Annotated in this window: 13 protein-coding genes and 1 pseudogene; 8 read left to right on the forward strand and 6 right to left on the reverse strand. The window is 37.5% G+C overall.

The genetic code is table 11. From position 1 onward, the window contains the following. A pseudogene (locus DVJ99_RS11575) lies at positions 1-290 on the reverse strand (ornithine carbamoyltransferase); the annotation flags it as partial. 474 nt (positions 291-764) lie between these two features. On the opposite strand from DVJ99_RS11575, the gene DVJ99_RS11580 reads away from it, so the two are divergent. Both DVJ99_RS11580 and DVJ99_RS11585 read left to right on the forward strand, forming a co-directional pair. Beyond that, the gene (locus DVJ99_RS11580; RefSeq protein ID WP_114604335.1) at positions 765-1,799 is read left to right on the forward strand and encodes a DUF4352 domain-containing protein; all 1,035 of its coding nucleotides are present in this window, start codon (positions 765-767) and stop codon (positions 1,797-1,799) included. Positions 1,800-1,930: 131 nt separating this feature from the next. Next, entirely contained in the window at positions 1,931-2,857 is a 927-nt protein-coding gene (locus DVJ99_RS11585) for a DMT family transporter (RefSeq protein ID WP_114604336.1), read from the forward strand. Between the two features lie 66 nt (positions 2,858-2,923). Here DVJ99_RS11585 and yidC read toward each other — a convergent pair whose 3' ends face one another. Together yidC and DVJ99_RS11595 are read right to left on the reverse strand one after the other, a co-directional pair. After that, positions 2,924-3,787: a membrane protein insertase YidC gene (yidC, locus tag DVJ99_RS11590; protein ID WP_114604337.1), complete on the reverse strand. Its 864-nt coding sequence runs from the start codon at positions 3,785-3,787 to the stop codon at positions 2,924-2,926. A gap of 176 nt (positions 3,788-3,963) precedes the next feature. Next, the gene (locus DVJ99_RS11595) at positions 3,964-4,554 is read right to left on the reverse strand and encodes a hypothetical protein (protein WP_114604338.1); all 591 of its coding nucleotides are present in this window, start codon (positions 4,552-4,554) and stop codon (positions 3,964-3,966) included. A 187-nt stretch (positions 4,555-4,741) separates the two neighbouring features. On the opposite strand from DVJ99_RS11595, the gene DVJ99_RS11600 reads away from it, so the two are divergent. Next, on the forward strand, positions 4,742-5,515 hold the full coding sequence (locus DVJ99_RS11600; RefSeq protein WP_114604339.1) for a hypothetical protein: 774 nt from the start codon (positions 4,742-4,744) through the stop codon (positions 5,513-5,515). Positions 5,516-5,605: 90 nt separating this feature from the next. On the opposite strand, the gene DVJ99_RS11605 is transcribed toward DVJ99_RS11600, so the two are convergent. Further along, positions 5,606-6,475: a LysR family transcriptional regulator gene (locus DVJ99_RS11605; RefSeq protein ID WP_114604340.1), complete on the reverse strand. Its 870-nt coding sequence runs from the start codon at positions 6,473-6,475 to the stop codon at positions 5,606-5,608. Positions 6,476-6,643: 168 nt separating this feature from the next. Between DVJ99_RS11605 and DVJ99_RS11610 the strand changes: the two genes are divergently transcribed. The 5 genes from DVJ99_RS11610 (at position 6,644) to DVJ99_RS11630 (ending at position 12,732) form a co-directional block, all read left to right on the forward strand. Further along, entirely contained in the window at positions 6,644-7,684 is a 1,041-nt protein-coding gene (locus DVJ99_RS11610; protein WP_114604341.1) for an ABC transporter ATP-binding protein, read from the forward strand. A gap of 2 nt (positions 7,685-7,686) precedes the next feature. After that, a complete protein-coding gene (locus tag DVJ99_RS11615) occupies positions 7,687-8,721 on the forward strand; it encodes an ABC transporter substrate-binding protein (RefSeq protein ID WP_114604342.1) in 1,035 nt (344 codons plus the stop codon). Positions 8,722-8,867: 146 nt separating this feature from the next. After that, positions 8,868-10,502, forward strand: coding sequence for an ABC transporter permease (locus tag DVJ99_RS11620; protein ID WP_114604377.1), 1,635 nt, complete (start codon positions 8,868-8,870; stop codon positions 10,500-10,502). A gap of 3 nt (positions 10,503-10,505) precedes the next feature. Beyond that, positions 10,506-11,150, forward strand: a complete 645-nt coding sequence (locus tag DVJ99_RS11625; protein ID WP_114604343.1) for a metallophosphoesterase — start codon at positions 10,506-10,508, stop codon at positions 11,148-11,150. A gap of 382 nt (positions 11,151-11,532) precedes the next feature. Further along, the gene (locus DVJ99_RS11630) at positions 11,533-12,732 is read left to right on the forward strand and encodes a Fic family protein (protein WP_162912202.1); all 1,200 of its coding nucleotides are present in this window, start codon (positions 11,533-11,535) and stop codon (positions 12,730-12,732) included. A gap of 60 nt (positions 12,733-12,792) precedes the next feature. On the opposite strand, the gene DVJ99_RS11635 is transcribed toward DVJ99_RS11630, so the two are convergent. Then, positions 12,793-14,379, reverse strand: a complete 1,587-nt coding sequence (locus tag DVJ99_RS11635) for a BCCT family transporter (RefSeq protein ID WP_240430853.1) — start codon at positions 14,377-14,379, stop codon at positions 12,793-12,795. 108 nt (positions 14,380-14,487) lie between these two features. Then, entirely contained in the window at positions 14,488-14,916 is a 429-nt protein-coding gene (locus DVJ99_RS11640; protein ID WP_114604346.1) for a very short patch repair endonuclease, read from the reverse strand. Positions 14,917-14,955 lie beyond the last annotated feature (39 nt).

Genomic DNA, 14,955 nt, shown 5'->3' on the forward strand with positions numbered 1-14,955 from the left:
AAAACGCGTGCTGTATCTGCTGCTGTTTCTTTTTTGCCCATTTGAGAACCAGTTGGTCCTAAGTAAGTAGTACTTGCACCTTGGTCTGCTGCTGCAACTTCAAATGCGCAACGAGTACGAGTTGAGTCTTTTTCAAAAATTAATGCAATGTTTTTTCCTTTAAGCGTTTGCTGTTCGATTCCAGCGTATTTAGCTCGTTTTAAATCTTCGGATAGGTTCAATAGGAACTCCATCTCTCTGTTTGAAAAATCTAATAATGTTAGGAAATGTCTGTTTCTTAAGTTTTGCATTCTAATACAACTCCTCTATGTGATTGATTTCACATTAATTGTAAACGCTTTCCATTGGTTTCGTCAATGCAATGTTGCACAATTATTATAAATTTGTCGTTAAATTTGTCAGAGAAGTTACCGTTATGCATTAGATAACTTCAAACGTGCATTTGTCGCAAATGCAAAAAGGAAATTATTCATTAAATTGTATGAATAAATATCCCACTTTTATATGTATTTCCTAATAGAAAGGTCTTAATCCTAATTTCTACGAAAATTACAAATTTACACAGTCATATTCACACAAACCTTGCAAGATACATGGGTTATAGCGTTTAAATCACGTTAAATTAATTATTTCTTAATAAAAACTCAAAAATAGATTGCTTTGTGTTAAAAGTATTATAAAATGTTGTTATACAGATAATTTGATGTTGAATACATTAGCTATCTAAGAATTTTTACAACTAAATAAAGAGCGGAGAGAGACAGATGAAGAGACTTTGGTTTTTAATAGTAAGTGTATTATTTTTATTAGCAGCCTGCAGCGGCGCAAAGTCTGAAGAAAAGACTGAAACAACAGAAAGCAGAGGAAAGGCAACAGAACAAATGAAAACTTTCCGGGTGGGGCAAATCGTAGACGCCGACGGCGTCGATGTACGTGTCGTTAAAGCAGAGTACATCAATGATTATGATGAATACAGTGCACCTGAAAACGGCAAAGCATTAAAAGTAACTTTGAAATTTAAAAATAACAACAGTGATCAAGTACTTGTAGACTCAAGTGCATTTACAATGAACGTCAGAGGAGAAACTTATCCTGATTGGTATGGCGGCGATGGTACAGACGGTATGTTCTCACATCAATTAAATCAAGGTAAAACAGCTACAGGTACATTAGTATTTGATGTGCCGGACGCAAAAGTCTATACCTTAGAGATGGATACGTACTTCAAAGACAGCAATGTAAAAGCAAAATGGAATCTGCATCAAGCACTTATCAGAGAAGGCAAATCGCATGACAGCGAGACAGAAGCAGCATCAGAAGAGAAAACTTCTAAAACAAAAGATGATTCTGAAGATTATCCTTATACAGCAGAAGAATACAATGCATTAGTAGATGAGTATAATGCACTGACAGATGGAGAAAAAATGAATCATGTGACACGTGGAGTAACCAATAAAGAATACAATGATTTAGCAGCACGTGTTGAGAAACTCTATGAAGCATTAGGTGAAGAATGGGAAAAAGAATATCAAAAACAATTAGATCGTGAAGAAGCCGAATGGCAAAAAGAACAAGACCGTCTCGATAAGGAATTCGATGCGGAAATGAAGCGCCAAGATGAGGCTTATCAACGTGAAGAAGCTGCACGTCAAAAGCAAGAAGAAGCCGATCAACGTGCTTATGAAGCTGAAATGAAACGTCAAGATGAACAAGCCGCAAGAGAAGAGGAAGCAATGAGAAGACAAGAAGCTGAACTTCAAAGACAAGAAGAAGCTGCAGCTGAGTCAGAAGAATATTAGTGTAAATGAATATGCAAGAAAGAGCTGCCGAAGTAGGCAGCTTTTTTATGCTTTAAAAGATGCGAGTGTTATTTATTAAACGATATTGCTTTGATATACTAATCTAACTAAGACTAGAAAGAAGGTAGCTTATGCTGTTTTTATTCTTATTAGGTTTGGCAGCTGGTATGGTTGTACCGGTTCAAACATCTATTAATACAAAGCTGATACGATTTACACATTCGTCTTTTTATTCATCAGCGATTTCATTTTCAGTAGGGGCTATTTTCTTACTGTTGGTTAATTTAATCGTGACACCGAGTCACTTTACGCCGAGTTTTTTTGCCAATCAATCTTTGAATTATACATGGTTTGTAGGCGGATTGTTAGGTGTTATATTTTTAACAGGAAATTTATTGTTATTTCCGCGTTTAGGTGCATCGTTAACAGTGATTATTACCATTGCCGGACAAATTATTATGGGAGTTATTATAGATACTTTCGGATGGTTTAATGCGGATGTTCAGCCATTTACATTTTTAAAATTCGTCGGTGTCTTACTGTTATTTATCGGTATTATTGTGATGAATTATGTGCGTAATAAGCAGAAAACTGAGTCTTCAGCAATGGTATTGCCATGGCTGGTTATCGGCTTTATGTTCGGATTTGCGCCTCCGATTCAAACAGCAATTAACAGTCAGTTAGGTCAACAAGTACATAGTTCGCTGTTTGCTTCGCTTATCTCATTTTGTATTGGTGCGATTGCACTGATAATCATTACAGCGTTTGTGAATCGTTCATTTAAACTTTCAAAATTCGAACCGAATATCGGTAAGATTAAACCGATTTATTTTATCGGCGGTATATTAGGTGTGGTATTCGTAACAGCCAATATTATTTTAATGCCGCATCTTGGCGCAGCACTGACGACCATTGTCGGAATGCTTGGTCAAATGTTAATGGGTGTGATTATTGACCACTTCGGTATATTAGGTGCGAAACAGAATAAAATCAATGCCCGTAAAATTGCAGGTATTATTTGTATTTTTATCGGTATCATTTTACTGCGTTTCTTTTAAAGACAGTTGAATATTAAGACATAAGTATAGCCCGGGAAATAACGACTTCCCGGGCTATAGTATTGCTTATTTTTTCTTTTTCTTCTTAGCAACGACTTTTGTATTTTTAGGCTTTTTATCTTTGCCTTCTTTTTTCGCTTGTTCGCGTTTAATACGTGCCACTTCTTCATCTGCGACTTTACTGTAATATCTATTCGCAAAGAACATTTGAACAATCATAAAGATGGCACTGACTGACCAATAAAGGCCAAGTGCAGATGCTGATGTTAATGAAATATATACGATGAAGATAGGTGAAATGATCATCATCATATAACCCATTTGACGTTGTTCTTTAGGCATGTTCTCTAAACTTACAAGTGATTGTAAGAAGTAAAGTACACCGGCAATAATCGTAATCCAAATATCTGGTTCAGTCAGTTTGAACCATAAGAAGTTCGGATGATCTAAAATGCCGCCTTGAGATGGCCATTTTAATGCGACATATAAACCGAATAGTACAGGCATTTGAATTAAGATTGGAAGACAGCCTAACATGTTTTTCATCGGATTGATGTCATATTTTTTATAGACTTTCATCATTTCTTGCTGTGCTTCCATTTTTTCTTCTTGTGTACGCGCACGTTTAACTTTTTCTTGTGCTTCTTTCATATCTGGTTTTGCAAATTCCATCACTTTACGCATGATTTGACCGTTCTTAGTTTGGCTTAACATAAACGGAAGCATTACCAAACGAATCACTAAGACAATGACGATGATTGCAAGTCCATAGTTGTTGTTAAGGTTATGACCTAACCAATGCAGCAACTGATCCATTGGTTTTGCGAATGTGTTAAAGAAGAAACCGTCTCGGTTGGAACTCTTCGAATAATCACAACCCGCAAGCAGTACCGTCGTGAGTGCAAGCAACAGTATGTATTTGATTTTCATATTTCTCTGCCTTTCTCTCTTTTATTGAAAAATAATCAGGACTTATTCCCTAGAAACTCATTGAAAAAGCAACCTACTCCCAGGTTGCATCTCGCATTTACACTATATCATGTACACTTACAAGATATAATCCTAACATAGAAAGTGGTGCGATTAAAGAGAAGAAAGACAGCTGTTTATTCCTTGCTGGCTTTCACTTGTTTTTCACTTTTTTCTTTTTCAGCTTCAGCGACTGCGGCACTCCAAATAATAAGATTTCCAACAAGTGTTAAGACAAAAGCACCGATGATTAAAGGTGTATTAAATGGAATATGCAGCGGCATAATTATCAGCAATAAGTAGTAAATCAATCCTCCAATGATGATTTGTCCAAGCAGATTAAATATACGGCTAAGCATAGTAGGTGCGTACATAGTCATTATTGATGGAATGTTGAAAACACTGTAAACCGCAAAACAAATTAATGTCATTTCGCCTATTGCCAGGGTAGAAGTGTCAATAATTTTTAATAATGGAATAACGGTAAGCATATGTATAAAAGCAATGAAAAAGTAAATGAATCCTAATGTTTCTATTATCGATTCTATGAGATTTTTCAATAAATTAGTAATTGGGTTTAAATCAGTTAAACGATTCATTTCATAGATATAATCAATAGAAAAATTGAGTAGAAATGATATAACGAGAATGATGATAAAAGCAGTCGGTACTTGTCCGGTGAATAATTGACCTAGAAATTGGATACCTGTTTGCCATGCCTCATTCATCTTAATATGACCTCCTGTTTTTTTGTATGTTATCAGTATATATGTAAATTTAAACCTAAATCAATTGTTATTTTATTCAGTTTATCTATATAGGTATTAATCAGTTGTTTGAAAATTTATAAGAAGTTAAATCTAGACAAGTCAAAGCTTTATATTTTAAAGGTACATTGAAACTGGAGGTGGAGTTATGAAATCAATACTTTTAAAATCAAGCTGCGCCATCGGCGCAATGTTCATGTTGCTGCCAGGTGGCCAAAGTCACGCACTAGTCGATCAATATGAATTGAAGGTGTATGCGAAAGCAGACAAAATTGTGAAAGATAATCGTCATATTCAACACGACATTTTAGAACAGTTAGGTTCAGAAGATAAGGATGAAGACTTCTCTGTACAATACATAGATGACGCAAAGCGTACAAACTATGGTCAAAACATCACTTATCGTGTCAGAAAATCTGAAGAAGATGCAGAGACTAAACTACAGTATAAGAAACGTTATCCCATCATGAATGGCGATGTAGAAAGTGCGGTATCTAAAGCAAAACAAGACGGCTTTCAAACAGATGAATATGAAGTAGAGTATGGAGAAGGCAAGCAAACATTAAGTGCTTCTAACGAAGCCAAAGTCAGCTTAGGCAGTCAATTGCCTGATGCTTCAAAAAGTCTAGAAGTGCTGCAAGCAAATGCCAAAGCACCATTTAAATCATTGCTTCAATTTTCAAATCCGTCACTTATCGGTCCTGTTCATTTTGAACGCCATAAAGGAAATATAGATGGCAATGAAGTGAAGATTGAAAACTGGGATATCGGTTCAAATAATGTCGTTGAAATCTCTTCCAAAGTATCAAGTGAATCAGAGGCTAAAAACGTTCAGCAATCTATCATTCATAAATTAGATGCAATGGGTATTCACGAAACTAATGATCAATTAAAGACAGATATGATCTTTTCAAATTATTAAAGATTAACGCTAAAAAGTATAACTTAGGCGTTATATGCATAGCGGTAAGGCTTCCCGGTCAGTGACGTGAGACTGACGGGAGACCTCTTTTTATTTTAGTTGATACAACAATGAAATGAAGTTTTGAATGATAGGAGTAATGACACGATCAGACTTATAAGCGATTGAAATATGACGTTCTGCCGGTGCATCCGGAATCGCTTTGCTGATGATATTAGGGTGTGTCACAGCACTGGCACTTAATAAACTGATAAAGTGTGAATCTCGAATTGTCTCGATAATACTGCTCATGCTGTTCGACTGCATGACGGGATGCAGCTGGATGAGATTTGTATGTTTCCATTCATCAATCTTTTCTTTAGTAGAGCCGCTGCTATGAATAATCAGTGGATAGGATTGAATATCTGAAACAGTGATTTCAGGTTTGTCGGCTAACGGGTGCTGCTGATCCATAACTAGCATTAACGGATCTGAAAGCAGTCGTTTGATTTCAATATCATGGTCTTCAAGTCCGCTTTCAGAAATCACCGCAATCTCTACATCTCTATGTTTTACTTTTTGTATGGTATTCGGTGCCGTATCGACTTCTAGTTGAATATCGATATCCGGATAACGTTCCATAAATGCTTTTAAAGTTTTTGGCAAAATCCCATAAATCGGTGCGTGGCTTGCGCCGATTCTAAGTGTTCCTCTCTTAGAAGTATTATAGTCTCCTAATATATTCTCAGTTTCCTCAACTAACGCTAAAATTTTAATGCTGTTTTGATACAGTATTTGACCCGCTTGTGTTAATGTAATCAGCTTTCCTTTTTTATGATAGAGCGGCACATGATGTGCAGCACTTAAATTCTTTAAATGAAACGTCACAGTAGGCTGGGTGATATTCAGCTTCTCTGCGACCACATTCACATTTTGATCTTCAACGAACTGTTTAAATATCATCATTTGCTTAATATTCATCATTAGTCTCCTCTATCTATGTAGTGACATCACAATATATAAAAATATATAGAGAAACTCTATATCAATATACATACTACATTGAAAATATTGATAGTTTGTTAATGCTGTATTTAATATGCATTAATATCTGTTGTTTATAGTTGGCATTGAAGAGAGGTGAAAGCAGTGGCACTTGAAATTCGTCATTTGAAAAAAGCATTTGGTACTCAATCGGTTATTAAAGGTGTGGACTTAGATATTGCTGAAGGTGAGTTTGTTGCTTTGCTTGGCGCATCCGGCAGCGGTAAAACTACATTGCTGCGTTTAATTGCCGGCTTAGAAAAAGCAGACAGCGGTCATATCGAACAAAACGGTCGTGTCTTCTTTTCAAATCAAGACAAAAACATCAGTCTGGTTCCTTCACGCCGCAATATCGGAATGGTCTTTCAAGACTTTGCCTTATGGCCGCATATGACGGTCTTTGAAAATGTTGCCTATCCTTTACGAGTTAAAAAAGATACCAAAGGATTAAAACAACGTGTCAATGAAGTCTTGAAAGAAGTTCATTTAGAAGGTTATGGGAAACGTAAAATCCATGAATTATCCGGCGGACAGCAACAGCGTGTCTCTTTAGCACGTGCGATTGTTTCAAAATGCGAACTGATATTAATGGATGAACCCTTATCTGCTTTAGATGCAGGACTGCGAGAAGATATGCGTCTGTTAATACAGCGCTTAGTGAAACAATACAACATGACCGCAATATTCGTAACACATGACCAATATGAAGCTATGACTATGTCAGACCGTATCGCAGTCATGCAAAACGGCACAATCGAGCAGTTTGATACACCGGAAAATTTATATGCACATCCGAACACCGAAGCAGTCGCACGCTTTATAGGAAAAGGGACATTCCTAAAAGGCACATTATCCGATCAGTATATGCAAATTGATCAGACAGCGCTTAAATTGCCGGTGAACCACGCACAAGGAACAGGACACAAAGGCTTGCTACTTAGACCAGAACACATTTACAGAGCACAAAAGGGTTATGAAGCTGTAATTGCTACAGTGAGTTATACAGGTGAACGTTATGAATATACCGCATACATAGAAGGTGTCACGGTTATGTTTTACGATGATGTCTACTTTGATGAAGGTGACAAAGTGACTTTGCAGTTTGATATATCGCAACACTATCTCATTAATTTGGAGGAGAAATAATAATGAAACGTATTGTACAGTTCAGTATCGCAGTGATCGCAATGGTGTTTATACTCGTAGGTTGTCAAAACAAACCAGAAGGAGACAAAGCACAATCATCAGAAAGCAAAGATTCAGGAGACAGTAAGGACAAACTTGTACTTTATACTGCAGGTCCTGATGCATTAGTAAAAGATATGGTAAAAGACTTTGAGAAAGAATCAGGCAAGAAAGTTCAAGTATATCAAGGCACAACAGGTGAAATCTTAGGACGTTTAGAAGCAGAAAAGGATAATCCGAAAGCAGACGTCGTTCAGTTAGCTTCATTACCTGCAGCGCTGGATTATAAGAAACAAGACAAGATTGAACCGTATAAAGTTAAAAATGCTGATAAATTGTATCCAGATTGGCAAGACAAAGAGGGTTATTGGTACGGTATCGGCGGCAGTGCACTTGGTATCTCTTACAATACTGATAAAGTCAAAACAGCCCCTAAAGATGTTAAAGACTTATTAAACAAAGAATATAAAGATGCATTAGCGATTCCGAACCCATCTGAATCAGGTACTGCTTTAGATATGTTATCTATCAAAGTTCATAACAATGACAAACAAGCATGGAGCGACTACCAAGCATTAAAAGATAACGGTATGAAATTAGCGGGTGCGAATAAACCTGCACTTGAAACAGTAATCAAAGGTGAAAATAAAGCTGTCTACGGCGGCGTAGACTATATGGTCTATAAAGCGAAGAAAAAAGGCGAACCTGTAGATATTACTTTCCCAGAATCAGGTACTGCAATTTCACCGCGTCCAGCATTCATTTTGAAATCATCACAACATAAAGAAGCCGCAAAAGCGTATATGGATTATGCGACAGGTGAAAAAGGACAAAAACAAGTTGATGCGCACTTCTTAATTCCAAATGATAAATCAGCGCATAAAAATAAAAAGACAAAAGCACGTGAAGACATCAAAGAATTGAAATACGACTGGTCATCATTATCAGGAGAAAGCGAAAAAGTACTTAAAAAATTCATGAGTATGATGAAAGGTTAAAACAAAGTGATGAAAAGGTGGTCCAACCAGCAAAACAAACAGACATTGTTTTGTTGTTGTACCGCCTACTTTTTTACAGATTGGAGTAATAGAAAGTGAAAGAACCGCATTCAAGTTTTGCTGAAAGCCGAGGTATAGCACAAAGTATGAATCGCCTGCTTGCGATTGTTATTTTAGTGTGTTTAATTGTCATGCCTTTATGCATGATTTTGATTAAAGGGTTTATGCCGAGTGCTGAAGCGGGATTTCTAGATAATATAAAGCAATTAGTTCAAGCAGACAATTTAAAGATATTGTGGAATTCTATCATTTTGGGACTTGCGGTCGTTGTCCTTTCTACACTGATCGCATTGCCTTTAAGTTTCATTATGGTAAAGACATCATTAGCACGGCATCAATGGCTGGATATATTAATTATGATTCCGTTTATGACACCGCCGTATATCGGTGCGATGGGATGGATGCTGACAATGCAGCACAATGGCTTATTAGAACAGTTGATTCCAGGTATTGATAAGATCACGCCGTTATTCTTTTCATTCTTTGGGATGTCATTGATTATGAGTTGTCATTTAGCACCTTTCTTGTATGTCATTCTTAAAAAGGCGCTATTAAATCTTCAACAATCTCAAGAAGAGGCCGCATTAATTTACGGCGGTTCATTTATGTATCGTTTTCGCAGAGTGATGCTGCCGATGTTTGTTTCCGGCTATAGTATGGGAGCTTTATTAGTCTTTGTGAAGACCATCGGCGAGTTCGGTACACCGGTCACAATGGGGAATCGTATCGGCTATGCTGTATTAACTTCTGAAATTCATCATAGCGCATCGATATGGCCGATAGACTTTCAACATGCCGCATTATTGTCTTCGCTCTTACTAGGTGTCAGTATGACCGTTTGGGCCTTTCAAACATGGTTTCAGACACGTACTGCAGTTGCTGGAGACAGTGGTAAAGGCAGAAAGACGATGCAGCAGCCTAAAAGCAAATGGGATAGTCTCCTTTACGGTATTGTAGGGCTATTGTTATTTATGATGATTGTGATGCCTTATGCCAGTATTATTGTAAATGCCTTTGTGAAGCAGTTATCTAGAGGATTAAAACTGCATAATATTACCTTAGAAAACTTTGTATTAGTTTTATCAGGCAATGGCGGTATTGCACTGTTGAATAGTGTCATGCTGGCTCTAGCAGCCGCAACCATTGCGAGTGCATTAGGCTTATGGTTTGTTTTAGCATCAGAACAAACAAAAACCAAATCACCATGGAGCAGTAAGTTGATCGACTTCTTTAGTTTATTACCGAATACAGTACCAGGCATTATTGTAGTGATAGGTTTGATACTCTTTTGGAATAACGCTAATAACCCGATACCTGCGTATAATACGATTGCGATATTAGTGATTACGTACACTGTGCTTTATATTCCGTATGCCGTTCAAAATATCAAGAATGTGAATCAAACGATTGGCAAGAATTTGATGGAAGCGGCTGAAATGAGTGGCAGTACAGGCTGGACACGCTTTAGAACAATTAAGTTTCCATTATTATTACCAGGTATTGTTTCAGGATGGATTTTAATCTTTTGTATTTCCATGCGTGAACTTGTCGGTTCATTAATGTTGAGACCGCCGAATACAGATACATCTGCGACTTATATTTACCGTCAATTCGAACAAGGCGAATCGGCACAAGGGATGGCCATGGCCTTATTATCTGTCGGTATTACGTCAGTCATTCTTATTTTGATGGATATTTGGCAGAAGAGAAGGGAGCGTTAAGTATTGCATAAGAGATTATTGGCAGCTTCAGACATTCACGGCCATGGCGCATCCTTAAAACTGCTCTTAGACAAAGCACAATATAACCCAGGAAATGATCAACTGGTATTATGCGGAGACTATGTTAACAAAGGGCCGGATTCTGAAGGTACATTAGCCTTGATTCAACAGCTTCAGCAAGAAGGCGCCATTGTCTTGCTCGGGAACCACGAATTGCAGTGGTTAGCTGATATGCAGCATATTGAACAAGCCATGCATCATAAACTGGCTATGACTTATCAGCGTCTCCAACAAGATGGACGCAAATTAAAATGGCGGCCGCTGATTGAATCCTTCCAAACTTACTATGAGACAACAGACTATCTCTTTGTTCATGCAGGTATCGCACCGAATATTCCTATCACATCCCAAACACCTGTACAATTGACCGGATTCTATCATAATGCCTTTGTTAATTATATCCCTGGCAAAATAATGATACACGGCCATGTACCTACCTTCAGGAAAGTAAATCAAAAAGGCATCATCTATAAAACCAAAGACGCCATTAACATAGATACAGGGGCAGGGCATGGCGAATATTTAACATTATATGATGTGACGAATGATAAACAATATAGGGTAAAAGTAAAACAGGTATCAATTTGAGATACACGCAACCCGTGTTATACTAAACAAAAAATTGGAGGGCTTATCATGGCAAAAATCAGCCAAAGACAAGCAATGCAAATCGGCAAAATCGTTTTTCGTATTGTGCGTAAAATCATGAATGATCGTAAAGGTCGTCGTTAATCTCATAAATGATATATCACCCGCTCATTTCAAACTCAGAAGTGTGCGGGTGATTTTTCTATTTCACCGCAAAAAGCAGAAACCATTATGAAAAAAAGGGGCCATTTTTTCGGAAAGGTATTAAAATTTTGATGCATTATGAAAAAAACAGCCCTTTTTTTCGGAAAGGTGTATAATAATAAAAAATCGTATAGAGGTGGTAATTTTGAAATACAAGCCCTTGAAGACAATATTCCATATGGAAAATGAACAAAAATGTAATGAAGCTTATCAAAGCAGATTGAATCATTACGCTACAATTACTTTTGAGATTGCCATTCACCCTATAAGAGATCAAAAACAACTGCTTGATGTGAAATATCCTTTGTTTATTTGTATTACTAAAGAAATACTAAGTAAAACTGATGAAATCTACCGTAATGCATTAAAAATCGAGAGACTGACACATCGATTGCCTAACATCGCACTGCGCTCATATATCCGCAAGTTGTTATTAAATGAACTGCAAAGTACCAACGAAAAAGAAAATATCAAAGTTTCTAAAAAAGAGTTGGCATACATACTTAATAATCTAAAGATCATTAAACAAAATAAACGCTTTATCGGACTAGTGAATCAATACAAATTATTAGGCGATCCGGATATATTAATAGAACAAGTTGAAGATTTCAGAAAGGTCTATGATGCACTATTATCTAATGATATTGAAGCGGATAATCAACCTGACGGCCAATACTTTAGAGCGAAAGGGATTGGTGTGCATGATACATCTAGAGGTAAATGGCTTCACAAAAATGAATACGATGAGCAGGCAATCCATGAATTTTTAGAAAAGCTGTTGAATATTTTGTGTGATAAGACGCTGCCTGATTTGGTAAAGATAATGGCAACGCATTATATGTTTGAGTACCTCCATCCATTTTATGACGGTAATGGACGCTTAGGGCGATACTTGTTGGCAAAGTTATTGCATGACAATTTAGATGAGTTATCTGCATTAACGTTTTCATATACTGTAAATAGAAATCGCAAGGCATATGACAAGGCTTTTGAAGCAACATCTGAATATTATAATAAAGGTGATATGACATGCTTTGTATTAAGTATGTTTGATTTACTGATCAAAGGACAGCAGCGTACATTATTTGAACTCAATCAAAATCTTGAGCTTTTAAATAAGTTGTATAAGGCGTTGCAAAAAATGGGGTGTGAAAAAGAGGAAAGACAGTTCTTCTTTGTATTGCTGCAAGACAAAATATTCGGTACACAGTATTCCCGTTTGAGTTTAATTGATTTAGCTGATGTATTGAAGATTTCAAGACCGACGCTTAATAAGCTGATTCAAAAGCATGAAAATGTATTAATCAAGCTACAGTCTAGACCTGCAGTATATGAACTAGACGATGCATTCATTGAGCATTTATCAGCTCAAGAATAAAACTAAATTAATGAATAAACAGCGCTTCCACTGGTTTTTAGTGAAAGCGCTGAATTTCTTTTATTTATTATTTTGAGAAGATGCTTTGTCAGAAGTTGAATGCAGGATTTCTGAACGGTTCACTTTAGGGGCTAAAGTTAATCCTAAAGCTTTACGTTCTCTGTTAGCATCTTTATAGAATGAAATGGTCATTAATATGACTACAATACTGAATGGGAGGGCTGAGATAATCGCTGCTGACTGCAAAGCATCTAAGCCTGTTTCGCCGCCGGCTAATAATAAGACGTAGGCGATAGCTGAAAGTGCAAGTCCCCAAACAATTTTAACGAAGCCTGCAGGTGTTAAATTACCGTAAGATGTCTGCATACCTAAAACGAAAGTTGCGGAATCGGCAGAAGTGATAAAGAATGAGCCGATTAATGCGAGTGCGACAATGGATAGGATAATACCCATAGGCAATTCATTAAAGATACCGAACAACTGTGTTTCTGGCGGCAGCTTGAAGATTTCTTTATGCTCTTGTCCAATACTGATACCTGTTAAGCCGAATACACTGAACCAGAAAATACTGATGACAGTAGGGACAAGCAGTACAGCAATAACGAACTCTCTGATGGTACGTCCTTTAGAAATACGTGCGATGAAGACACCGACGAAAGGACTCCAGCTCATCCACCAGCCCCAATAATAGACAGTCCATGTTTGCATCCAGTCATGCTTTTGCTTGTTTAACGGTGCAGTATCTAAACTGTTGAAAATCAATGTATTTAGGTATTCACCTGTGGCAGAAGTCATGAGGTTCATAATCAGTAATGTCGGACCTACAATAAGCAAGATAGCAAATAATATTGCGGCCAATGCCATATTCAAGTTGCTTAAGAACTGAATACCTTTGCTTAATCCGCTCCATGCACTGTAGAGGAACAATACTGTCACGACTGCGATAATTATCCCTTGAACTAACTTATTGTTCGGAATATTAAAGAGGTAGTTCAAACCTCCGTTAATCTGCATTGCGCCGACACCTAATGAGACTGCTACACCTATAATCGTCGCAAAGACTGCCAATACATCTACAATTGTACCTGGTGTGCGGTCGACACGATTGCCGAGCAGCGGGCGCAATGTAGTAGAGATCAAACCGACTTCGCCTTTACGGAATTGGAAATAAGCTAAAGATAAAGCCACAATACCGTAAACGGACCAAGGGTGGAAACCGTAATGTAAATAGCTTGCACGTAATGCATCCGCAAGTGCAGCTTTAGTTTCAGCCTTTGCGGTAGGCGGTGTTAAATAATGCGAAATAGGTTCAGAAGCGCCGTAGAACACCAGTCCGATACCCATCCCGGCACTAAATAACATTGCGAGCCAAGATACTGTACGAAACTCAGGTTTATCAGTGGGTTTTCCCAATTTCAATTTGCCGATCGGGCTGAAAACTAAGAAGACACAGAAGATGAAAATACCAAAGAAGATAAGCATGTAATACCAGCCGAAAGTTTCGGTAATCCATGCACCGAGTGCACCTGAGACTTTACCGAATTGGTCTGGGAAAACAGCCCCGATTAAGACTAAGATGCCGACTAAAATCGAGGCATACGTAAATACCGGAGAAAATGTTTTTTGTTTATGTGTTGTATCTTTCAATTGTTTAACACCCTTTCTATCTTTGATTATTAAACAAGGTAAAGACGTTATACATACTATCATAGTCAACTGCTAAGTCAAAAAGCGTCACGTCAGACGATGCAACGCTTATTCCTCAGCTTTATTCTCTTCAATCGCCTTTTTGATTTCAACGATACATGCATCCATATCTTTGAAGACTTCGTGTTTTTCCCAAAAGCGCAAGACGGTGTAGCCCATGTCTTTGAGCTGTTGTGTGACTTCTTGGTCGCGTTCCATATTGCGCTCGATTTTCGGTATCCAGTAATCACGATGGGTATGGATACGATTTTGTTTTTGATTTTTCCAATCATAGCCGTGCCAAAATTCTCCGTCAACAAAGACTAGTACATTGTATTTAGTGATGGCAATATCTGGTTTGCCTGGAAGTTTCTTATAGTTTTTGAAGTAACGGATGCCCTCATGCCATAACGCTTTTGCGAGTTGTGTTTCTGCTTTGCCTCCGGTTGCGCGAATCTTAGACATCATTTTCGAACGATAAGCTTTAGATTCTGTCATGCTGCATCACCTCGCTTATAGTGTTCCCGTTCTCGGCTG

The sequence above is a fragment of the Staphylococcus sp. EZ-P03 genome, from assembly GCF_003344575.1.
GTDB lineage: Bacteria > Bacillota > Bacilli > Staphylococcales > Staphylococcaceae > Staphylococcus > Staphylococcus simulans_B.

Excerpts from the sequence above, each read along its gene's own strand:
- DVJ99_RS11595 (WP_114604338.1), bottom strand. The coding sequence starts at position 4,554 with ATGAATGAGGCATGGCAAACAGGTATCCAATTTCTAGGTCAATTATTC.
- DVJ99_RS11605 (WP_114604340.1), bottom strand. The coding sequence starts at position 6,475 with ATGAATATTAAGCAAATGATGATATTTAAACAGTTCGTTGAAGATCAA.
- DVJ99_RS11585 (WP_114604336.1), top strand. The coding sequence starts at position 1,931 with ATGCTGTTTTTATTCTTATTAGGTTTGGCAGCTGGTATGGTTGTACCG.
- DVJ99_RS11580 (WP_114604335.1), top strand. The coding sequence starts at position 765 with ATGAAGAGACTTTGGTTTTTAATAGTAAGTGTATTATTTTTATTAGCA.
- DVJ99_RS11630 (WP_162912202.1), top strand. The coding sequence starts at position 11,533 with ATGGAAAATGAACAAAAATGTAATGAAGCTTATCAAAGCAGATTGAAT.
- DVJ99_RS11615 (WP_114604342.1), top strand. The coding sequence starts at position 7,687 with ATGAAACGTATTGTACAGTTCAGTATCGCAGTGATCGCAATGGTGTTT.
- DVJ99_RS11600 (WP_114604339.1), top strand. The coding sequence starts at position 4,742 with ATGAAATCAATACTTTTAAAATCAAGCTGCGCCATCGGCGCAATGTTC.
- DVJ99_RS11640 (WP_114604346.1), bottom strand. The coding sequence starts at position 14,916 with ATGACAGAATCTAAAGCTTATCGTTCGAAAATGATGTCTAAGATTCGC.
- DVJ99_RS11620 (WP_114604377.1), top strand. The coding sequence starts at position 8,868 with ATGAATCGCCTGCTTGCGATTGTTATTTTAGTGTGTTTAATTGTCATG.
- yidC (WP_114604337.1), bottom strand. The coding sequence starts at position 3,787 with ATGAAAATCAAATACATACTGTTGCTTGCACTCACGACGGTACTGCTT.